We start from the raw sequence: 19,715 nt of genomic DNA on the forward strand, positions 1-19,715 counted from the left end.
GCGTGGATGATCCAGATGGCCGCCGCACTGGCGGGCGGTGCCGTCGTCGCCATCGTGGCGGCGGTGGTGTTTCGCGTGACGCGCATGCGGCTCGTCGCGGCGCTCGAGCGCGATGCGGCGCAGTTGCGCGGCGCGCTCGACGCAGCCGACGCGCGCGTCGCCGACGCCGCGTCGGCGCATGCGGAGGCGGCCGACGCATGGGCGCAGCGCGAGGCGCAGCTCGAGGATGCGCTGGCGCGCGAGACGTCCGCCGCCGGCTCGCAGCGCGACGCGATGCAGGCGCTGTCGGCCGATCGCGCGGCGCTCGCGCAGCACGCGATGAAGATCGCCGACGAAGCCGCGCGCCTGCGCGGGCTCGCCGGCACCTTCGAGCGCTGGCACGAGCAGATGATCTCGCTGACCACGCAGAACCAGGACATGCGCACGAAGAACCAGGAGCTGTCGGCCATCGTCGCGCACGTGTCGATCGTGTCGCTGAACGCGTCGATCGAGGCCGCGCGCGCCGGCACGGCCGGGCGCGGCTTCTCGATCGTCGCGAGCGAGGTGCGCGGGCTGGCCGCGCGCTCGCAGCAGCTGTCGAACAGCTATCGCGACAGCCTGAACCGCAACGATCTCGTGACGGCCGCGACGTTCCAGGACATCCAGGCCGGCGGCAAGATGATCACGGCCGCGCTCGCGACCGTCGAGACGCTGGCCGGGCAGTTGCACGCGCGGATCGAGGGAGAAGCCGCGTGATCAGTGCGCAGGCGAGGGCCGGGTTCGAACGGATCTTTTTCGATGCCGCGCGCACGCGGCTCGCGGCAGGCGGCGCGTGCGACATCCGGCCGCGAGCCGGGCACGAACACGACGCGCCGGATCGCGCGCAAGCGAAGTCGCGATCGAAGCCGCAGGCGCCCGAACATGTGGTCGTACTGACGATCTCCGCACTGCATTTCCGCCTGCTGCTCGCGCTGCGCTTCAGCGACGACGACGCGACGCGCCGCCATTTCGCCGGCGCGACAGCGGGCACGAACAGCCAGCGACCATTGACCGACGCGTTCATGGAAGTCGCGAACCTGTGTTGCGGCGCGATCAACCAGGCGCTGACCGCGTCGTTTCCCGACCTCGGGATGTCGACGCCTTACCTGCTGAGCGGCGCGAGCATCGACTTCATGCACGCGCTCTCGCCCGATTACGTGGCCGCCTACGACCTGACGCTCGATGGCGACGTGCGGGTCGGCGCGACGTTGTGCGTGTGCGCGAACGCGGCGGTCGATTTCCATGTGCCGGCAACGGCCACGGTGGATACCGGCGGCGAGCTCGAACTGTTCTGACCGACCCTGACCGACCATGAGGAAACCTTGAGATGACCCTGGACAAACCCGTCAGCAAGGTGCTCGTACTCGACGACAGTCGCGCGCACGCCGACGCGATCAAGCGCTTCTGCGACGAGCACAACCTGGTCGGCCTGACCGTGCGGCGCAGCCGGTTGCTGAAGGTGCTGCGCTCGAACATCGACCTGGGCGCGATCCTGCTGGCCGAGGATTACGGTGGTTCGCCGGCCGAGAGCGCGATCATCGCGACGCAGATCGATGCGCTGCGCCCCGAATTGCCGATCATCCTGCGCCGCGAATCGCTCGCGTCGCGCGACGGGCTGCCGGAGGCGCTCGCGCGCGTCGCGTGCGCGGCCTACGTCGCGGACGACATGACGCCGCTCAAGCGCGCGATCGACGAATACCTGTTCGGTCGCGACTACCCGAACGCGCTCGTGCGCGGCATCTCGGAGATCACCGAGGCGCGCATCGACAGCCTGTTCCCGGGCATGACGATCGAGCACGAAACGCCGTGCATCGTGCGCGACCAGATCATCTTCGGCGAAGTGTTCAGCCTGATCGCGCTCGAAAGCGCGTGGTGCCGCGGCTACATGCTGCTGCAGACGAGCGAGCAGCCGCTGCTCGACATGATTGGCGGCACGCGCGAAGACGGCCGCGCGCCGGATTTCCGCGACGTGAACAGCGTGCTCGGCGAGCTGACCAACCTCGTATGGGGCGCGTTCAAGAACCGCTATCTCGGCGACGCCGAGGCGCTGGCGCGCCATCCGGTGCAGGTGCCGCTCGTCGTCAATCACAAGCAGAAGTTCATCTCGTTCGGCGGCGATTGCCCGCAGCTCTGCTTCAAGTACCGGATGACCGATCCGGCCTCGGGGCGCTCCGTGTGCCTCGACCAGCGCTTCGTGTTCAGCCTGAGCTGGTCGCCGGAGGATTTCCGCGAATCGGTGCAGGACGTGGGGCCGATGGTCGAATCGGGCGAACTCGAACTGTTTTGAAGACTGAAGTCAGCAACAAGGAAAGGAAAGGGGAAGACGACATGGCAAAGATTCTGGTGGTCGACGATTCGGGCACGGTGCGCGACGAAGTCGCGGGCTTCCTGCGCAATCACGGGCTCGACGTCGCGACGGCCGTCGACGGCAAGGACGGGCTCGCGAAGCTCAAGGCGACGCCCGGCGTGCGCCTCGTGATCAGCGACGTGAACATGCCGAACATGGACGGCCTGACGATGGTCGAGAAGATCCGTGGCGAACTGGCGAACGCGACGGTCAACGTCGTGATGCTGACGACCGAAAGCAGCCCGGCGATGAAGGAGCGCGGCAAGGCCGCCGGCGTGAAGGGCTGGATCGTGAAGCCGTTCAAGGGCGATGCGGTGCTCGACGCGCTGAAGAAGCTCGCGGGCTGACGCACTCCGGGCTTTAGCGCGCCCGCTGCCGCCCGCGCATTCGGCGCTGCGGTTCCGGTTGCGCGGCCGACGCGTCGCCGGTCGCGGCCGGCACGTGTGGCGCGGGCATCTGCCATTGCACGACGATCATCCCCGCGAAGATCAGCGCGACGCCCGCGATGCGGCCGGGGGGCGCGAGCCCCATCAGCCCGTAGTGGTCGATCAGCAGCGACGCGAGCGTTTGCCCGGCGACGACGCAGACGATCGCGCGCGCAATTTACAGCGCACCGCGATCTCCGTATCCTGCTGGATGCCGAGGGCGGCGTGTCTGCGCGACCTGCGCAGCACGCACGGCATCCACGACAATCAGGAACGGGACACCTTCCCATGACAATCAGGATCGATCGGGCGGCGCACGTGCGCGGCGCATGCAACGGCCCGTATGAACGCGTGACCGACGAAACGGGGCGCGGCGTGATGTGCCGCTGCAACACGCAGTCGAAGATCGACGTGTCGTTCCATCAGTCGCGACCTTGAGGTGAGCGCAATGGTGTCCGGATCCGGCCGCACCGACGCGCAGCAGACGGAAACGCTGATCGCGAAGGGCATCGTCTTTACCATCGTCGGTACGTGCCTGCTGATCGGCACTGCCCTGTACGCGCAGTCGACGCACGAATTCCTGCGGACATCGGTCGTCGTGCCGGGGCGCGTCATCAAGCTGAACGCGGGCCCGCATCATCCGGAGATCGCGTTCACGACGCTCGCGGGCGAGCACGTCGAATACCCGCAGGGCGGCGACGTCAGCGTGGAGGAGGGCGCGACGGTCGAGGTGCGCTACGCACCCGACGCGCCCCATATGACGGCGCGGATGAATACGTTCGGCGCGATCTGGGGTGGCGTACTGACCTTCGGCGGGATGGGCGCGGTCTTTTTCCTCGCTGGCATCAGTCAACTACGCTCGGGCGTGCGCGCGTGGCGCCGGGGGCGCACGCGGATGTGACCGTGCGAGCCTGCTGCACCACGACTGGACGTCGCACGGAATGTGGAGGAGCATTTCATCACCACGGTGCCGTGAGCGTGCACGCATCATCGCCGCGCGTTCGCGCCGCATCGAATCCTGCCGAACCCCATCGAGCGGAACATCATGAAATCCGATCAAGACACGGCCGAGCCGATCCTGTTGCGCGACGCGCACGACGGCGTCGTCACGCTGCGGCTGAACCGTCCGCAGCAATTCAATGCACTGTCCGAGGCGATGCTCGCGAGCCTGCACGACGCGTTCGAGTCGCTGGCGGCCGATCCGCACGTGCGCTGCGTCGTGCTGGCCGCGGAAGGCAAGGCGTTCTGCGCGGGCCACGACCTGCGGCAGATGCGCGGCCAGCCCGAACTCGATTACTACCGCACGCTGTTCGCGCAGTGCAGCCGCGTGATGCTCGCGATGCGTGCGTTACCGGTGCCGGTGATCGCGCGCGTGCACGGCATCGCGACGGCGGCCGGCTGCCAGCTCGTCGCCGCGTGCGACCTGGCGATCGCGGCCGATACCGCGCGCTTCGCGGTATCGGGCATCAACGTCGGGCTGTTCTGTTCGACGCCGGCCGTTGCGTTGAGCCGCAACGTCACGGCGAAGCGCGCGTTCGACATGCTCGTGACCGGGCGCTTCGTCGATGCGGCAACGGCCGCCGCATGGGGCCTCGTCAACGAGGCCGTGCCCGAGGATGCGCTCGACGCGGCCGTCGCGCGCAAGGTCGCGGAGATCGTCGCGAAGAGCCCGGCCGCGGTGCGGTATGGCAAGCAGATGTTCTATCGCCAGCGCGAGTTGCCGCTCGACGAAGCCTATGCGTATGCGGGCGACGTGATGGCGCGCAACATGATGGAAGAGGATGCCGGCGAAGGGATCGACGCGTTCCTCGAGAAGCGCAAGCCGACGTGGCGTTCGTAGTGCGTTGAACGAAGCGGAAGGGCCGTCACCCACGCCTTGCGCTCGCACGGAAAAGCAAACGGGCCGCCCGAGGCGACCCGCAACCGAAGCGCACGTCAGGCGATGCAACGGCGCGTGCGCCGCATCCAAGCCGGTCAGCGCCCGTAGCTTCCGGTCCGCAGCGTTGGCTGCTCGCTCGACGCGCCCGGCGGCACGATCACGACCGGCACGCGGCGCGCGAGTGCGCACATCAGCTCGTAGCCGATCGTGCCGCTGGCTTCCGCCACGTCATCCACCTTCACCTGGTCGCCCCACAGCTCGACGCTCGACCCGATGCCCGCGTTCGGGCACGGCGTCAGGTCGACGGTCAGCATGTCCATCGATACGCGCCCGACGACGCGCGTCATCACGCCGTCCACCGCGATCGGCGTGCCGGTCGGTGCGTGGCGCGGATAGCCGTCCGCATAGCCGCACGCGACGACGCCGATCCGCATCGGCCGGTCGGCCGTGAAGCGGCGGCCGTAGCCGACGGTCTCTTCCGGCGACAGCGTCTGCACACCGATGAGCTTGCTCGTCAGCGTCATCGCGGGCATCAGCGGCGTGTCGGCGATACCCCGCGACGCACCCGTCGGCGAGGCACCGTACAGGATCGTGCCGGGCCGCACCCAGTCGCGGTGCGCGCGCGGATGCCACAGCACGGCGGCCGAATTCGACGTCGAGCGCTCGCCGGGTATCCCCGCCGTCGCCGCATCGAACTGGTCGAGCTGCCAGTCGACTTCGCCTTCGTCGGCGTTCGCGAAATGCATCATCAGCGTGATCTTGCCGATCGACGGCGCGCTCGCCGCGCGCTCCCACGCGGCGCGGAACACGGCGGGGCGGTAGCCGAGCCGGTTCATCCCGGAGTTCATCTTGAGCTGGATGTCGATCGGCTGCCGCGGCTTCGCCGCGATCAGCAGGTCGAGCTGCTCGTCGCAGTGCACGGCCACCGTCAGGCGGTGGCGATCGGCCAGCTCGACGTCGGCCGGCTCGAAGATCCCTTCGAGCAGCAGCACGGGCTTGTCCCAGCCGAGTTCGCGCACGCGCACGGCTTCGTCGAGATCGAGCAGCGCGATGCCGTCGGCGGCGGCGAGGCCCGGGTAGATCCGCTCGATGCCGTGACCGTACGCATTGGCCTTGACCACGGCCCACACGCGCGATTGCGCGGCGGTGCGGCGGATGAAGTCGAGGTTGTGGCGGACGGCGTCAGGGCGGATATGGGCGACGATGGGACGGGGCATGGCGATGTCTCGGATCGGATGTCGTTCGGCGCGCGCGACGGCGCGGGTTCGGCGGCCTGGCGCGACAACGCGCCGGGCCAGTGTTGAACGCTATCTTATTGGTGTTCGACCAGTTTTAATTAACGTTTTTGGCGACGATTTGGTGGAAATTTTGGTGTCGAACCAGGCGCGTCGCGGCTGCTGGCGGGCCGCGCAGCCGAGTCTCCCGTCTAGAAAACCGGTGCACGAACAGCACGACGCAATGCTAAGCTCTCGGCGATCTTGTCATTGATCAATGTAATCATAAAGGAGGAGACATTTGATGACGACGTCCCAGCTGTGCCTGTTCATCGTGGCGCTGTTGCCGTTCTCGATGACGTTTCTCGCGAAGGCCCGCAAGGGCTACGACAACCGCACGCCGCGCGACTACCTGGCGAAACTCGAAGGCTGGCGCGCCCGTGCGCAGGCCGCGCACCAGAACGGGTGGGAAGCGCTTGCGCTGTTCACGGCCGCGCTGGTGGTGGCATGGCACAACGGTGCGAACGTGCATCGCGTCGACCAGCTGGCGATGGCGTTCGTCGCGATCCGCGTCGTCTACATGCTGATGTACCTGCTGAACTGGGCGTCGCTGCGTTCGCTCGTGTGGTTCGGCGGGATGGCGTGCGCGGTGGCGTTGTTCTTCGCTGCGCCGTAAGCGGCGCATGCGGGCGAGGCCGGCGCGTTATTTGCCGGTCGCGCCGCCGGTGCCGCGCACGCGGCTGTCGTTGGATGCGGGCGCAACGATCGGGCCCGCGATCGGCGGGGCTTCCGCTTCCGCGTCGGCTTCCGCTTCGCGGCGCAGGAACGCGATCAGGGGATCGAGCAGCCGGTGCCGCGTCGACGGGTTGCGGCGCAGCACGAAGCGCCACGACGCGGCGCGTTCGAGGCCCGGCCTCAGCGGCACGAGGCGCCCGCTGCGCAGTTCGGGCTCGATCAGCGGCGCGCGGCCGAGCGCGATGCCCGCGCCGCCGACCGCCGCGCCGATGACCTGGCTGAAACTGCTGTAGCGGACGATCTTCGTCTCGAAGTCGCCCGGCAGGCCGAACTCCGTGGACCAGTTGCGCCAGTCGATCTCGGGGCTGTGCTCGTGCATCTCCTGCAGCAGCCGCGAGCGGCACACGTTCACGGAGGCAAACGGATGCAGTTCGGGGCTGCATACCGGGAACACCGTTTCCTGCAGCAGGATGTCGTCGTCGGCCTGCAGCCGGTGCGCGGGCACGTGCACGATCGCCAGATCGACGCCGCTGCGCGCGAAATCCGGTTCGTCGTCAAGCACGACGGCATGCAGCGGCGTGTCGGGATGAAGCGACGAGAATTCCGCGAGGCGGCGGGCGAGCCACATCGCCGAAAACGGCGCATTGGCGGATACGGTGAGCCGTTGCGCGGTGCCGCGAATGTCGGCACAGGCGTCGGTGAGCCGCGACAGCGCATCGCTGACGGCCGGCAGCAGGCGTGCGCCGGCCGGCGTGAGGCTGATGCCGCCGAGCCCCGTGCTGCGTTCGAGCAGCCGCGCGCCGAGCGATTCCTCGAGCGCGCGAATCTGGTGACTGACCGCACTCGTCGACACGTTCAGCTCCGCCGCCGCGCGCGCGAATCCGCCGAGGCGGACGGCCGCCTCGAAAGCTCGCAATGCACTGAGGGGAGGGAGGTGCGACATGCGGGGTATTGTAGTTGACTCAACACCCGTTGAAAAATCATCTTTTGCCGCGCGCGGGTGGCGCGGGTAGCCTCGATCCGGTCAAGAAAAAACATCATCGGATACCACCGGAGGGCTTCATGTATTTCGACCGACGACTATGGGCAATGATGGCGGGGCTGCGCTGGCGGGTGGCCGCGGCCGTCGCGCTCGGCCTGCTCGCGATGGGTGTCGGGATCCTGCGTTTCGTCTTTCTCGGCCGCGTGCTGGCGCTGGTCTTTACCGGTGCGCCGGCACGCAGCATCGGCGAAGCCGTCGTTGCAACGGCGGGCTGCGTGCTGCTGCGCGCGTGGCTCGACCATCGCCGCACGGTGCTCGCGCAGCACACGGCCGGGCGCGTGCAGGCCACGCTGCGCGCGCGGCTGTTCGACCGGATCGCCGCACTCGGCCCCGCGTGGTTCAGCGGCGAACGCACGGGCGGCGTGATGCTGGCCGTCGTCGACGGCGTCGAGCAACTGCAGACCTTTTTCGGCACCTATTTGCCGCAGCTCGTGATCGCCGCGTGCGCGCCGGTGATGATCTTCGCGGTGCTCGCGTGGTGGGACGTGCCGACGGCCGCGATCCTGCTGGTCGCGGCACTCGTCACGCTCGCGCTGCCGCAACTCGTGCATCGCGCCGACAAGCGCGCGGCGCTCGCGCGCTCGGCCGCCTTCAAGGCGTTCGGCGAGGAGTTCCTCGACGCGGTGCAAGGCCTGCCGACGCTGAAGGCGTTCGGGCAAAGCACGGCATTCGGCGCGAAGCTGGCCGCGAAGGCACGCGCACTGTCCGACAGCACGTTCTGGGTGCTCGCGCTCGGCCTGCTGACGCGGCTCTTCACCGATCTCGGCACCGGCCTCGGCGCGGCCGCCGCGATCGCCGTCGGTGCGTGGCGCGTGCGGCACGGCGACATGAGCCTCGAGGCGCTGCTGATCGTGCTGATGGCCGGCAGCGAGATCTTCCGGCCGCTGCGCGACCTGCGTGCCGTGCTGCACCAGGGGATGATCGGCCAGTCGGCGGCGAATGCGATCCACGCGCTGCTCGACGCGCAGAGTCATGCACCGGCCACCGACGCGCCGCGCGTCGCGGGCCTGCGGCCCGAGATCGCGTTCGACGCCGTCAGCTTCGCGTATCCGGGGCGCCGCGCGGACGCGCATGCGGCACTGAGCTTCTCGGTGCGCGAAGGCGAGACGGTGGCGATCGTCGGGCCGAGCGGCGCGGGCAAGTCGACCATCGTGCGCCTGCTGTTGCGCCAGCACGATGCGCAGGGCGGCGCGATCCGCATCGGCGGCCACGACGTGCGCACGCTCGATGCCGGCCAGGTGCGCGAGATGATCGCGGTCGTCGCGCAGGATGCGACGCTGTTCGACGGCAGCGTGGCCGACAACCTGCGGCTCGGCCGCCCCGACGCGAGCGATGCGGACATGATCGCCGCCGCGCGCGCGGCCAATGCGCACGATTTCATCTCGGCGCTGCCCGACGGCTACGCGACGCGCATCGGCGAACGCGGGCTGATGTTGTCGGGCGGCCAGCGCCAGCGTCTCGCGATTGCCCGCGCGCTGCTGCGCGATGCGCCGATCCTGCTGCTCGACGAGGCGCTGTCGTCGGTCGACGCGGAGAACGAAGCGCTGATCCAGCAGGCGCTCGACCGGCTCACGCGCGGGCGGACCACGCTCGTGCTCGCGCACCGGCTGTCGAGCGTGATCGGCGCCGACCGCATCCTGGTGCTCGACCAGGGGCAGGTGGTCGACGAGGGCACGCACGCGGCGCTGATCTCGCGCGACGGCCCGTATCGCCGGCTGATGGGGCCGCAACTGGAGGCGGTCGCCGAATCGGTCGGTGTGGCGGCAACGGCCGGCGCGACCGCGCGCGCGTCGTCGGGCCCGCAGGTGCGGCCGTTGAACGACGATGCGGCGGAGATCGGCTGGCCGGAAACCCTGCGGACGCTGCTGCGCTTCGTGCGCCCGTGGACGGGCAAGGTCGTGCTGACGGTGCTGTTCGGGATCGGCCGCGTGCTCGCCTTCATCGGCGTCGGCGTGATCGGCGCGCTGGTGGTCGGTGCGGTACCGAGTGGCCACGTGAGCCCGGCGCTCGTCACCGCGTTGCTCGTGATCGCACCCGTGGCGGCCGTGCTGCACTGGCTCGAATCGTGGCTCGCGCACGACATGGCGTACCGATTGCTCGCGGAGATGCGCATCGCGCTGTTCGCGACGCTCGAACGCCTCGCGCCGGCCGGGCTGCTGCGTCGCCGTTCGGGTGATCTCGTGTCGCTCGCGACGCAGGACGTCGAGACCGTCGAGTATTTCTATGCGCACACGCTGGCGCCCGCGTTCGTCGCGGTGCTCGTGCCGGCCGCCGTGCTGGTGCTGCTCGCGTCGGTTGCCTGGCCGCTCGCGTTCGTGCTGCTGCCGTTCCTGTTGTGGGCCGGACTCGCGCCGGTGCTGGCGCGGCGCGACGTCGACCGGCTCGGCACCGGCGCACGTGAAGCGCTCGGCCAGCTTGGGGCGCACCTGACCGAAACGATCCAGGGGCTCGCGGAGCTGACCGCGTTCCAGGCCGTCGCGCGCCGGCGCGCAGCGTTCGTGGCCGAAGTCGATGCGTACCGCAAGCAACGCGCAAAGCTGCTCGACGATCTGTCGGCGCAAAGTGCCGCGCTGGAAATCGCGAGCGGGCTCGGCGGGCTGGTCGTCGCGGCGCTCGGCGCGCTGCTGTGCGCACGCGGCTGGTTTCCGCGCGAGTCGTTGCCGCTGCTGGTGCTGGTGGCGGTGGCCGCTTTCATGCCGGTGGCCGAAATCGGCCAGGTCGCGCGCCAGCTCGCCGATACGATCGCATCGACGCGACGCTTGCGTGCGCTGGAGAAGGAGCCGGTACCGGTGACGGACGGCACGCATGCGATGCCTGCGAATCCGGCGGTGCGTTTCGAGGCTACGTCCTTCACGTACCCGGGCCGCAGCGTGCCCGCGATCGACCGCGTGAGCTTCGACGTGCCGCCCGGCAGCACGGTCGCGCTGGTCGGGGCGTCGGGCGCCGGCAAGTCGACGGTCGCGAGCTTGCTGCTGCGCTTCTGGGATCCGCAGCAGGGCCGCGTGACGCTCGGCGGCGTCGACCTCCGCGATCTTAGGCTCGACGAACTGCGGCAGCACATCGCGCTGGTTGCGCAGGATACCTACCTGTTCAACGACACGCTCGAAGCGAACATCCGGCTCGCCGCGAGCGACGCGTCCGACGCGGACGTGCAGCGCGCGATCGACCATGCGGCGCTCGGCGACTTCGTCGCGCGGCTGCCGGACGGGCTCGCGACGCGCGTCGGCGAGCGCGGCGTGCAACTGTCGGGCGGCCAGCGCCAGCGTGTCGCGATTGCGCGTGCGTTCCTGAAGGATGCGCCGGTGCTGATCCTCGACGAAGCGACGTCCCATCTGGACACGCTCAGCGAGCAGCAGATCCGCGCGGCGCTGGAAGACCTGATGACGCAGCGCACGTCGATCATCATCGCGCACCGGCTATCGACCGTGCGCAATGCCGACCTGATTCTCGTGATGGAGCACGGCAGCGTGATCGAGGCCGGACGGCATGCGGACCTGATGGCGCGGCAGGGCGCGTATGCGCGGCTCGTGTCGCATCAGGCGAGCGGGGTGGCGGCGTAAGCGACGCGGCATCGGCGCGCGGCCGGCCGGCGGGCCGCGCGCTTTCCGCAACATGCGTTGAACCGCGCCGGCGATTGCCGGCGTCGCGGGGGCGGCCGCTCCGGCAACGCGCCGCGCGTCGAAGCGCCGATGATCGGTGCTGACAAACGGGCCGGCCAATGGACTGACCAGCGCACGGGCGACAGCAGTCGGCGCCGATCGCCGCCGCCGCCATCCTCCTCTGGCGCGTGATGCTCTTAACGGCAAACCCTCCCGGCCAGTCCACAGCCACCGCCCACTGCTCGTCAGACGCCGCCTACGGCCGACGCAGCACGATCCGGCCCCGCCGCTTCGCCCCCGAGCCGCTCTCCCTTTCCTCCGATTTATCCGCCCCGCGCGCCGCGGGTTTGTCTCGATGCATTTCCCCGTTGCGGTTTTTTTTGTTGTCGTAGTATCGCCATTGACAACACTTGTTGCACTAAGGTCTAATTCGACATCGCATGTTGCGGTGCGGCTTGATGTCGTCGTTCCGCCGGCCGCCTGGCCGGTCACATCGCTCAATCATGCGGAGAGAAACCATGAGTCGCCGTTCCTTCCTGAAAGCCGTCGCGGTCGTTGCCGCGCTCGGCGCCAGCCTCGCGCACGCCGATACCAAGACGCTCGTCGTCGGCACCGATACGTCGTTCATGCCGTTCGAGTTCAAGCAGGGCGACAAGTACGTCGGCTTCGATCTCGACCTGTGGGCGGAGATCGCGAAGGACCAGGGCTGGAAATACACGATCCAGCCGATGGATTTCGCGGGCCTGATCCCGGCACTGCAGACGCAGAACATCGACGTCGCGCTGTCGGGCATGACGATCAAGGAGGAGCGCAAGAAGGCGATCGACTTCTCCGCGCCGTACTACGACAGCGGCCTCGCGGCGATGGTGCAGACCGGCAACACGACGATCAAATCGATCGACGACCTGAACGGCAAGGTGGTCGCCGCGAAAACGGGCACCGCGACGATCGACTGGATCAAGGCGCACCTGAAGCCGAAGGAGATCCGCCAGTTCCCGAACATCGACCAGGCGTACCTCGCGCTCGAGGCCGGCCGCGTCGACGCGGCGATGCACGACACGCCGAACGTGCTGTTCTTCGTGAACAACGAAGGCAAGGGCAAGGTGAAGGTGGCGGGCCAGCCGGTCAGCGGCGACAAGTACGGCATGGGTTTCCCGAAGGGCAGCCCGCTCGTGCCGAAGGTCAACGCATCGCTCGTGAAGATCCGGGCCGATGGCCGCTACGCGCAGATCTACAAGAAGTGGTTCGGTGCCGAACCGCCGAAGATGTGAGCGTGACGCCGCAACAGCGCGCGGCCGGATGGTCGCGCCGGTCTTGAATCGAACGGGGAGCGACAAGTGAATTTCGATTGGTCGGCGATCTGGGCGGCGTTGCCGGACCTGATGGACGGGGTCCGGTTGACGGTGTTCATCGCATTTTTCGGGCTGGTGGGCGGCTTCGTCGTCGGGATGGTCGCGGGCATGTTCCGCGCATACGGACCGAAGGCGATGAACGTGCTCGCGCAGGTTTATATTGAATTGATCCGCGGCACGCCGATCGTCGTGCAGGTGATGTTCCTGTATTTCGCGCTGCCGCTGCTCGCGCATATCCGCATCGACGGCCTGACGGCCGCGATCATCGCGATCACGGTGAATTCGGGCGCGTATCTCGCGGAAGTGGTGCGCGGCGCGCTGCTGTCGATCCCGAAGGGGCTGACGGAAGCGGGGCTCGCGATGGGCCTGTCGATGCCGCGCGTGCTGTTGAAGGTGGTCGGGCCGCTCGCGTTCCGGCGCCTGATTCCGCCGCTCGGCAACCAATGCATCGTGAGCCTGAAGGACACGTCGCTGTTCATCGTGATCGGCGTCGGCGAGCTGACGCGCAAGGGGCAGGAAATCATCGCGGGCAATTTCCAGGCGGTCGAGATCTGGAGTGCGGTGGCCGTCATCTACCTGTTGCTGACCGGCGCCATGACGTTGACGCTGCGGCTCGTCGAAAAGCGCATGAGGATTCTATGAGCATGATCGAATTCCAGAACGTGTCGAAGAGCTTCGGCCACGTGCCGGTGCTGAAGAACATCGACCTGAAGATCGACGCGGGCGAGGTGGTCGTCGTGGTCGGCCCGTCCGGCTCGGGCAAGTCGACGATGTTGCGCTGTATCAACGCGCTCGAGAAAATCACCGGCGGCGAGCTACTGGTCGACGGCCAGAGCGTGCGCGGCAACGCGACGACGATCCGCAACATCCGGCTCGAAGCCGGCATGGTGTTCCAGCAGTTCAACCTGTTCCCGCAAATGACCGCGCTCGAGAACGTGATGTTCGGGCCGATGCAGGTGCGCGGCGCGTCACGCGCCGACGCGCGCGACCAGGCGATGGCGCTGCTCGACAAGGTCGGCCTCGAATCGCGCGCGAATCATTACCCGTCGGAGCTGTCGGGCGGCCAGCAGCAGCGCGTCGCGATTGCGCGTGCGCTCGCGATCCGGCCGCGGCTGATGCTGTTCGACGAACCGACGTCGGCGCTCGATCCGGAATTACGCCACGAAGTGCTGAAAGTGATGCAGGATCTTGCGACCGAAGGGATGACGATGATCGTCGTCACGCACGAGATCGGCTTCGCGAAGCGGGTCGGCACGCGCCTGTTGTTCATGGATCAGGGCGGGATCGCGGAAGACGGCCATCCGGTCGAGCTGATCGACCGGCCGCCGACCCCGCGCCTGAAGGAATTCCTGAAACACGTGTCCTGAACGAAACCGAAATACCGACATGCCGCTTTCCCTTTCCCCCGTCATCGCCGGCGCGCCGTTCGACATCGGCGTGCGCCTCGGTGAGCTTGCCCGTCCCGTATTCGATGAATATATGCAGCAGAGCAGCGCGTGGCAGGCCGTGCGCCGCTGGCGCGGCCATCCGTTCGTCGCCGCGCTGCGGCAGGCTGCGCTGGCCGCGTATCCGGAGCTCGTCGCGGAGCTGGACGGGATCGCGGCGGGTGTCGGCTGGCCGGCCGAGGACATCTTCTTGTGGAACTGCCGCGGCGAGCTGATCCACAACGCGCCGGACGGCTGCACGACGCTTGCCGCGCGCGACGCGGCCGGCAAGCGCTGGATCGCGCACAACGAGGACGGCGATCCGTACCTGCGCGAGCGCTGCCTGCTCGTCGACGTGCAGCCGGCGGGCAAGCCCGGCTTCATCAGCTTCTATTACCCGGGTTCGCTGCCCGGCCATACCTTTGCGGCGAACCGCGCGGGCATCGCGCAGGCGATCAACAACCTGCGGATCCGCACGCCGGCAGCGGGCGTGCCGCGCATGATCCTCGCGCGTGCCGTGCTCGATGCGACATCGCTCGACGCGGCGGCCGACGTGCTGCGTAGCCATGCGCGTGCAAGCGGCTTTCATCACACGCTGGGCGCGACCGGCGATGCGCGGCTGCTGAGCATCGAGGCAAGCGTCGCGCGCTGTTCGGTGATCGACGTCACGCGGCTCGCGGGGCATGCGAACCATCTCGTGCATCCCGGCTGCGACGCGGAAGCGCAGATCGTCACGCAATCGTCGGCCGACCGCCAGCGCCGTGTCGACGCGTTGACGCCCGCCATCGACGCGATCGACGAAGCCGCGCTGCGGAGCGTGCTCGGCGATCGCGCGCCGCAAGGGCTGCCGATCTACCGCGACGATCCGGCCGACCCCGACGACGAGAACACGCTGGCCACCGCCGTGTTCGCGATCGGCGCGGCATCGATCGATTTCACTCTTCACCAACACGGCACGCAGCGTTTCGCGACGCGCATCGTGCCGTCCGGGCGCGCGCACGACGCGCCCTGATCCATGAGGCAACGCATGACGACCGTTTTCCATCGCGCTCCGCGCGCCACCTTGCCCGTTGCCGTCGCAGGCGACGGCATCGAGATCATCGATTCGACCGGCAAACGCTATATCGACGCGTGCGGCGGCGCGGCCGTTTCGTGTCTCGGCCACAGCAACCCGCGCGTGATCGACGCGATCAAGCGGCAGGCGCAGCAACTGGCGTACGCGCATACGTCGTTCTTCACGACCGACGTGGCCGAGGAACTGGCCGACCGGCTCGTCGACGCCGCGCCGGCCGGCCTCGAACACGTGTATTTCGTGTCGGGCGGTTCCGAGGCGGTCGAGGCCGCGCTGAAGCTTGCACGCCAGTATTTCGTCGAGAAGGGCGAGCCGCAGCGCCGCCATTTCATCGCGCGACGCCAGAGCTATCACGGCAATACGCTCGGCGCGCTCGCGATCGGCGGCAATGCGTGGCGGCGCGAGCCGTTCCTGCCGCTGCTGATCGAGGCGCACCACGTGAGCCCGTGTTATGCGTATCGCGACCAGCAGGCGGGTGAAACCGACGACGCGTATGCGCAACGCCTCGCGGACGAACTCGAACGGAAGATCGTCGAACTCGGCGCGGACAACGTCGCGGCGTTCGTCGCGGAGACGGTCGTGGGCGCAACGGCCGGCGCGGTGCCGCCGGTGCGCACGTACCTGAAGAAGATTCGCGCGGTGTGCGACAAGTACGGCGTGCTGCTGATCTTCGACGAGATCATGTCGGGGATGGGGCGCACCGGCTACCTGTACGCGTGCGACGAAGATGGCGTCGCGCCCGATCTGCTGACGATCGCGAAAGGGCTCGGCGCGGGCTACCAGCCGATCGGCGCGACGCTCGTCAGTGATCGCATCTACCGGACGATCGTCGACGGCTCTGGTTTCTTCCAGCACGGCCACACGTACCTCGGCCACGCAACCGCATGCGCGGCCGCGCTCGAAGTGCAGCGCGTGATCGCCGAGGAGAAGCTGCTCGACAACGTGAAGGCACGCGGCGAGCAACTGCGCGCATCGTTGCGCGAGCATTACGGCCCGCATCCGCATATCGGCGACGTGCGCGGCCGCGGGCTGTTCGTCGGCGTCGAGCTCGTGCGCGATCGCGACAGCAAGGCGACGTTCGATCCGGCGCTGAAGCTGCATGCGGCGGTCAAGCGCGAGGCGATGCAGCGCGGCCTGATGGTGTATCCGATGGGCGGGACGATCGACGGCGTGCGCGGCGATCACATCCTGGTCGCGCCGCCGTTCATTTGCACCGCGCAGCAGATCGATACGATCGTCGAGCGGCTGTCGGGCGCGATCGGCGCGGCGCTCGCGTCGGCCGGCGCGTGACCGTATTCGTCGAACCTTGTCAGGACTTCGCCATGACCAACAGATTGCCTCCGTTCGATCCCGCATCGGCCACCGATGAACAGAAGGCCGTGCTGGCCGACATTCTCAGCGGCCCGCGCGGCAACCTGAACGGGCCGTTTCTCGGCTGGATCGCGAGCCCCGAGCTGGCGCAGCACGCACAGAAACTCGGCGCGTTCTGCCGCTATCGCACGGGCCTGCCGCTGCGCCTGTCGGAACTCGCGATTCTCGTGACGGCCGCGCGCTGGCGCTCGCAGGCCGAGTGGCACATCCACCATCCGATCGCACTGGAGGCGGGCGTGCCGGCCGCGACGGCCGACGCGATCCGGCGCGGCGTCGCGCCCGCATTCGAGTCGGACGACGATGCGCTGATTCATGCATTCGCGAGCGAGCTGTACGACACGCGGCGCGTGAGCGACGCGACGTTCGCACGGGCGCAAGCGCGCTTCGGCCACGAAACCGTCGTCAATCTCGTTGCATTGCTCGGCTACTACGCGCTCGTCGCGATGACGCTGAACACGTTCGGCATGCGCGCGCAAGGGCAGACCGAATTGCCGTTTCCGGAGTGATGCCCGTGCGTTGATCGTGCCGGAACAACGGAAGCGATACGTCTGACGAACGTGTTGCCGACCTGTTCCGGCACAATGCAACCAAATGTATTCGTGCGGGATCGACGGCCCATCGCCGCGTATGATGGCTTGTTCACGTCGATATGAGCGGTGAGCAAGCATGACGAGTACCCGCAAGACCTTGATGATCGCCGGTGGGCTCCTGGTAGCCGCCGCCGGCACTGCCTACGTGATGCTCCTGCGTGCGGATCACCGCGCGATCGAGGATGCCGGCATCGGCGATTCGGCCGCGCCCGTTGCCGCGGCGCCGGCGGGCAACGATCACGCGGTGCAGGGCACCATCGCGCCGCCGGCCCCGGCCGCCGCGATGGCATCGAAACAGGCGGCTGTCGCGCCGCCGCCCCCCGCACCGGCGCCTGCTGCGCCGGCCGCCACCGCGCGCGTCGACGCGGCGCCTGCCGTGCCGGTTGTCAGCGACAAACCGCAGCCGGTGACGAAGCCGAGCGCACCGCCGCCGAAGGTCAACGTCGTGACCGTCGACGCGCAGGATTCGACCCCGCCTTCGCCGCCGCCGGCCGCCAAACCCGTGCAGCAGGCCGCACCGGCACCCGCACCCGCGCAGGTCACGCAACGTGCGCCGCGCAAGCGCGACGGCCTCGAACGCCACGCGGGCGCAGCACCCTCCGCAACGAAATCCGAAACGCCGGAGACGGCCGCGCTCGTCAGGGAATCGGCGAAGCTCGACCCGTCGTTGCCGCCGCCGTCGATGTCATCGGTGTCGTCGATGCCGGCGAACGCCGGTTCGACCCGGCAGGGCGGTTCGTCGTCCGGCGCGAATCCGGTGGCGGCCGCGATGACCGAGCAACTGGTCAGGCAGTCGAGCAGCTTCAAGTCGACGGCGCCTGCGCCCGCGGACGGCGGCCCGACCGCGACCAAGTAACCGCAATCGCTTCCGGAATAAAAAGGACCCCGCATGCCGACCAAAGCATGCGGGGCCAAGAGAGACAAACTGTTGTGCCGACGGGCTGACGCGCGTTACGCGGCGACCGCTTCCTCGGCCTGCCGCTGCGCGGCGGCAACCGGCGCCACGTCCTGCCGGATCAGGTGGTCGAACGCACCGAGCGATGCCTTCGCGCCTTCGCCCACGGCGATCACGATCTGCTTGAACGGCACCGTCGTCACGTCGCCGGCCGCGAACACGCCCGGTACCGACGTCGCGCCGCGTGCATCGACGACGATCTCGCCGTGCTTCGACAGTTCGACCGTTCCCTTCAGCCATTCGGTGTTCGGCACGAGGCCGATCTGCACGAACACGCCTTCGAGATCGATGCGCTGCGTATCGCCCGAGCGCAGATCCTTGTAGACGAGCCCGTTCAGCTTGCTGCCGTCGCCGGTCAGCTCGGTCGTTTGCGCCTGCGTGACGATCGTCACGTTCGGCAGGCTGCGCAGCTTGCGCTGCAGCACTTCGTCCGCGCGCAGTTGCGCGCCGTATTCGATCAGCGTGACTTCCTTCACGATGCCGGCGAGGTCGATCGCGGCCTCGACGCCCGAGTTGCCGCCGCCGACCACCGCGACGCGCTTGCCCTTGAACAGCGGGCCGTCGCAGTGCGGGCAGTACGCGACACCGCGGTTGCGGTATTCGCGCTCGCCCGGCACGTTGATTTCGCGCCAGCGCGCGCCGGTCGCGAGGACGATCGTCTTCGCCTTCAGCACCGCGCCGTTCGCGAGGCGAATCTGGTGCACGTCGCCCGGAATCAGCGCATCGGCGCGCTGCACGTCCATGATGTCGACGTCGTACTGCTTCACGTGCTGTTCGAGCGCGGTGGCGAACTTCGGCCCTTCGGTTTCCTGCACCGACACGAAGTTCTCGATCGCCATCGTGTCGAGCACCTGGCCGCCGAAACGCTCGGCCACGACACCCGTCGCAATGCCCTTGCGCGCCGAGTAGATCGCAGCCGCCGCGCCTGCCGGGCCGCCGCCGACGATCAGCGTATCGAACACCGGCTTGGTTTCGAGCGACTTCGCGGCACGTGCGCTGGCGCCCGTATCGAGCTTCGCGAGGATTTCCTTCACGCTGCTGCGGCCCTGGCCGAACGAGGCGCCGTTCAGGAACATCGTCGGCACGGCCATGATCTGGCGCGACTCGACTTCACCCTGGAACAGCGCGCCGTCGATCGCGACGTGACGGATGCGCGGGTTGATCAGCGACATCACGTTCAGCGCCTGCACGACTTCCGGGCAGTTCTGGCACGACAGCGAGAAATACGTCTCGAACGCGTAGTCGCCGTCGAGCGCGCGGATCTGTTCGATCACGTCGTCGTCGAGCTTGATCGGATGGCCGCCCGTCTGCAGCAGCGCGAGCACGAGCGACGTGAATTCATGGCCCATCGGGATGCCGGCGAAGCGGATGCCGGCCGGCTTGCCGGGCTCGCCGATCGAGAACGACGGCTTGCGCTCGGCGTCGTCGCGGCGTTCGGTCACGGTCACGCGATCCGTCAGCGACGCAATCTCGTTCAGCAGCGCCAGCAGTTCCTGCGATTTCGCGCTGTCGTCGAGCGAGGCGACGAGTTCGATCGGGCGCGTGATCTTTTCGAGGTACGCTTTGAGTTGGTTCTTGAGATTGGCGTCGAGCATGGCGTTTCGGATTCCGTATTAATGATTCTGGTCGGGCACGTCGTGCCGGAGGAGGGCGCGGGCCGCATGCCGCGGCGGCCCGTCATCGGGAGGCTCG

21 protein-coding genes are annotated in these 19,715 nt (G+C 68.3%); 17 read left to right on the top strand and 4 right to left on the bottom strand.

The genetic code is table 11. The annotated features are described in order from the left end of the window. Nucleotides 1-6 precede the first annotated feature (6 nt). From LGM89_RS37145 to LGM89_RS09885, 4 genes are read left to right on the top strand one after another with little or no spacing between them, the layout of a single operon-like run. The gene (locus LGM89_RS37145; protein ID WP_089498154.1) at nucleotides 7-735 is read left to right on the top strand and encodes a methyl-accepting chemotaxis protein; all 729 of its coding nucleotides are present in this window, start codon (nucleotides 7-9) and stop codon (nucleotides 733-735) included. Next, nucleotides 732-1,313, top strand: a complete 582-nt coding sequence (locus tag LGM89_RS09875) for a hypothetical protein (protein WP_226272953.1) — start codon at nucleotides 732-734, stop codon at nucleotides 1,311-1,313. The genes LGM89_RS37145 and LGM89_RS09875 overlap by 4 nt, the downstream gene beginning before the upstream one ends. 32 nt (nucleotides 1,314-1,345) lie before the next feature. Beyond that, nucleotides 1,346-2,305, top strand: coding sequence for a chemotaxis protein CheX (locus LGM89_RS09880; protein WP_089497244.1), 960 nt, complete (start codon nucleotides 1,346-1,348; stop codon nucleotides 2,303-2,305). Nucleotides 2,306-2,346: 41 nt separating this feature from the next. Beyond that, nucleotides 2,347-2,712: a response regulator gene (locus tag LGM89_RS09885; protein ID WP_031401467.1), complete on the top strand. Its 366-nt coding sequence runs from the start codon at nucleotides 2,347-2,349 to the stop codon at nucleotides 2,710-2,712. A gap of 13 nt (nucleotides 2,713-2,725) precedes the next feature. Here LGM89_RS09885 and LGM89_RS09890 read toward each other — a convergent pair whose 3' ends face one another. Continuing rightward, nucleotides 2,726-2,968, bottom strand: a complete 243-nt coding sequence (locus LGM89_RS09890; RefSeq protein WP_413227462.1) for a DMT family transporter — start codon at nucleotides 2,966-2,968, stop codon at nucleotides 2,726-2,728. On the opposite strand from LGM89_RS09890, the gene LGM89_RS37370 reads away from it, so the two are divergent. The 4 genes from LGM89_RS37370 to LGM89_RS09910 all read left to right on the top strand — a co-directional run bounded on the left by LGM89_RS37370 (nucleotide 2,967) and on the right by LGM89_RS09910 (nucleotide 4,630). Next, nucleotides 2,967-3,137: a hypothetical protein gene (locus LGM89_RS37370; protein ID WP_413227463.1), complete on the top strand. Its 171-nt coding sequence runs from the start codon at nucleotides 2,967-2,969 to the stop codon at nucleotides 3,135-3,137. The two genes, LGM89_RS09890 and LGM89_RS37370, sit on opposite strands and share 2 nt — an antisense overlap. Next, nucleotides 3,079-3,228, top strand: coding sequence for a hypothetical protein (locus LGM89_RS09900; RefSeq protein WP_226272954.1), 150 nt, complete (start codon nucleotides 3,079-3,081; stop codon nucleotides 3,226-3,228). The genes LGM89_RS37370 and LGM89_RS09900 overlap by 59 nt, the downstream gene beginning before the upstream one ends. Nucleotides 3,229-3,238: 10 nt before the next feature. Continuing rightward, complete coding sequence (locus tag LGM89_RS09905; RefSeq protein WP_226272955.1) at nucleotides 3,239-3,691, top strand: DUF3592 domain-containing protein; 453 nt, start codon at nucleotides 3,239-3,241, stop codon at nucleotides 3,689-3,691. 144 nt (nucleotides 3,692-3,835) lie between these two features. Continuing rightward, the gene (locus tag LGM89_RS09910; protein WP_226272956.1) at nucleotides 3,836-4,630 is read left to right on the top strand and encodes an enoyl-CoA hydratase; all 795 of its coding nucleotides are present in this window, start codon (nucleotides 3,836-3,838) and stop codon (nucleotides 4,628-4,630) included. A gap of 134 nt (nucleotides 4,631-4,764) precedes the next feature. Here the strand turns inward: LGM89_RS09910 and alr are convergent, their stop codons facing one another. Continuing rightward, nucleotides 4,765-5,886, bottom strand: coding sequence for an alanine racemase (alr, locus tag LGM89_RS09915; RefSeq protein WP_226272957.1), 1,122 nt, complete (start codon nucleotides 5,884-5,886; stop codon nucleotides 4,765-4,767). A 301-nt stretch (nucleotides 5,887-6,187) separates the two neighbouring features. Between alr and LGM89_RS09920 the strand changes: the two genes are divergently transcribed. Beyond that, nucleotides 6,188-6,559, top strand: a complete 372-nt coding sequence (locus tag LGM89_RS09920; RefSeq protein WP_089497240.1) for an MAPEG family protein — start codon at nucleotides 6,188-6,190, stop codon at nucleotides 6,557-6,559. Between the two features lie 27 nt (nucleotides 6,560-6,586). Here the strand turns inward: LGM89_RS09920 and LGM89_RS09925 are convergent, their stop codons facing one another. Next, nucleotides 6,587-7,561 carry a LysR family transcriptional regulator gene (locus tag LGM89_RS09925; protein WP_226203782.1) on the bottom strand — a complete coding sequence of 325 codons (975 nt, stop codon included), beginning with the start codon at nucleotides 7,559-7,561 and terminating at the stop codon, nucleotides 6,587-6,589. A 119-nt stretch (nucleotides 7,562-7,680) separates the two neighbouring features. On the opposite strand from LGM89_RS09925, the gene LGM89_RS09930 reads away from it, so the two are divergent. The 8 genes from LGM89_RS09930 (at nucleotide 7,681) to LGM89_RS09965 (ending at nucleotide 17,924) form a co-directional block, all read left to right on the top strand. Continuing rightward, entirely contained in the window at nucleotides 7,681-11,220 is a 3,540-nt protein-coding gene (locus LGM89_RS09930) for an ATP-binding cassette domain-containing protein (RefSeq protein WP_226272958.1), read from the top strand. 557 nt (nucleotides 11,221-11,777) lie between these two features. After that, entirely contained in the window at nucleotides 11,778-12,530 is a 753-nt protein-coding gene (glnH, locus tag LGM89_RS09935) for a glutamine ABC transporter substrate-binding protein GlnH (RefSeq protein ID WP_226272959.1), read from the top strand. Between the two features lie 66 nt (nucleotides 12,531-12,596). Continuing rightward, nucleotides 12,597-13,253, top strand: a complete 657-nt coding sequence (gene glnP, locus LGM89_RS09940; protein WP_089474611.1) for a glutamine ABC transporter permease GlnP — start codon at nucleotides 12,597-12,599, stop codon at nucleotides 13,251-13,253. Further along, the gene (glnQ, locus tag LGM89_RS09945) at nucleotides 13,250-13,978 is read left to right on the top strand and encodes a glutamine ABC transporter ATP-binding protein GlnQ (RefSeq protein WP_174388472.1); all 729 of its coding nucleotides are present in this window, start codon (nucleotides 13,250-13,252) and stop codon (nucleotides 13,976-13,978) included. Before glnP ends, glnQ begins: the two co-directional genes overlap by 4 nt. Nucleotides 13,979-13,997: 19 nt before the next feature. Next, nucleotides 13,998-15,047 carry a C45 family autoproteolytic acyltransferase/hydolase gene (locus LGM89_RS09950; protein ID WP_226272960.1) on the top strand — a complete coding sequence of 350 codons (1,050 nt, stop codon included), beginning with the start codon at nucleotides 13,998-14,000 and terminating at the stop codon, nucleotides 15,045-15,047. A 15-nt stretch (nucleotides 15,048-15,062) separates the two neighbouring features. Next, the gene (locus LGM89_RS09955) at nucleotides 15,063-16,397 is read left to right on the top strand and encodes an aspartate aminotransferase family protein (RefSeq protein ID WP_226272961.1); all 1,335 of its coding nucleotides are present in this window, start codon (nucleotides 15,063-15,065) and stop codon (nucleotides 16,395-16,397) included. A 32-nt stretch (nucleotides 16,398-16,429) separates the two neighbouring features. After that, a complete protein-coding gene (locus LGM89_RS09960; RefSeq protein WP_089497233.1) occupies nucleotides 16,430-16,984 on the top strand; it encodes a carboxymuconolactone decarboxylase family protein in 555 nt (184 codons plus the stop codon). A gap of 160 nt (nucleotides 16,985-17,144) precedes the next feature. After that, nucleotides 17,145-17,924: an extensin gene (locus LGM89_RS09965; RefSeq protein WP_226272962.1), complete on the top strand. Its 780-nt coding sequence runs from the start codon at nucleotides 17,145-17,147 to the stop codon at nucleotides 17,922-17,924. A gap of 95 nt (nucleotides 17,925-18,019) precedes the next feature. On the opposite strand, the gene ahpF is transcribed toward LGM89_RS09965, so the two are convergent. Next, nucleotides 18,020-19,618, bottom strand: coding sequence for an alkyl hydroperoxide reductase subunit F (gene ahpF, locus LGM89_RS09970; RefSeq protein ID WP_226272963.1), 1,599 nt, complete (start codon nucleotides 19,616-19,618; stop codon nucleotides 18,020-18,022). Nucleotides 19,619-19,715: the final 97 nt, after the last annotated feature.

It is taken from the genome of Burkholderia sp. AU31624 (genome assembly GCF_020420065.1).
In the GTDB taxonomy this organism is placed as follows: domain Bacteria; phylum Pseudomonadota; class Gammaproteobacteria; order Burkholderiales; family Burkholderiaceae; genus Burkholderia.

Excerpts from the sequence above, each read along its gene's own strand:
- LGM89_RS37145 (WP_089498154.1), top strand. The coding sequence starts at position 7 with ATGATCCAGATGGCCGCCGCACTGGCGGGCGGTGCCGTCGTCGCCATC.
- LGM89_RS09880 (WP_089497244.1), top strand. The coding sequence starts at position 1,346 with ATGACCCTGGACAAACCCGTCAGCAAGGTGCTCGTACTCGACGACAGT.
- LGM89_RS09885 (WP_031401467.1), top strand. The coding sequence starts at position 2,347 with ATGGCAAAGATTCTGGTGGTCGACGATTCGGGCACGGTGCGCGACGAA.
- LGM89_RS09900 (WP_226272954.1), top strand. The coding sequence starts at position 3,079 with ATGACAATCAGGATCGATCGGGCGGCGCACGTGCGCGGCGCATGCAAC.
- LGM89_RS09905 (WP_226272955.1), top strand. The coding sequence starts at position 3,239 with ATGGTGTCCGGATCCGGCCGCACCGACGCGCAGCAGACGGAAACGCTG.
- LGM89_RS09910 (WP_226272956.1), top strand. The coding sequence starts at position 3,836 with ATGAAATCCGATCAAGACACGGCCGAGCCGATCCTGTTGCGCGACGCG.
- alr (WP_226272957.1), bottom strand. The coding sequence starts at position 5,886 with ATGCCCCGTCCCATCGTCGCCCATATCCGCCCTGACGCCGTCCGCCAC.
- LGM89_RS09920 (WP_089497240.1), top strand. The coding sequence starts at position 6,188 with ATGACGACGTCCCAGCTGTGCCTGTTCATCGTGGCGCTGTTGCCGTTC.
- LGM89_RS09925 (WP_226203782.1), bottom strand. The coding sequence starts at position 7,561 with ATGTCGCACCTCCCTCCCCTCAGTGCATTGCGAGCTTTCGAGGCGGCC.
- LGM89_RS09930 (WP_226272958.1), top strand. The coding sequence starts at position 7,681 with ATGTATTTCGACCGACGACTATGGGCAATGATGGCGGGGCTGCGCTGG.
- glnH (WP_226272959.1), top strand. The coding sequence starts at position 11,778 with ATGAGTCGCCGTTCCTTCCTGAAAGCCGTCGCGGTCGTTGCCGCGCTC.
- glnQ (WP_174388472.1), top strand. The coding sequence starts at position 13,250 with ATGAGCATGATCGAATTCCAGAACGTGTCGAAGAGCTTCGGCCACGTG.
- LGM89_RS09950 (WP_226272960.1), top strand. The coding sequence starts at position 13,998 with ATGCCGCTTTCCCTTTCCCCCGTCATCGCCGGCGCGCCGTTCGACATC.
- LGM89_RS09955 (WP_226272961.1), top strand. The coding sequence starts at position 15,063 with ATGACGACCGTTTTCCATCGCGCTCCGCGCGCCACCTTGCCCGTTGCC.
- LGM89_RS09960 (WP_089497233.1), top strand. The coding sequence starts at position 16,430 with ATGACCAACAGATTGCCTCCGTTCGATCCCGCATCGGCCACCGATGAA.
- LGM89_RS09965 (WP_226272962.1), top strand. The coding sequence starts at position 17,145 with ATGACGAGTACCCGCAAGACCTTGATGATCGCCGGTGGGCTCCTGGTA.
- ahpF (WP_226272963.1), bottom strand. The coding sequence starts at position 19,618 with ATGCTCGACGCCAATCTCAAGAACCAACTCAAAGCGTACCTCGAAAAG.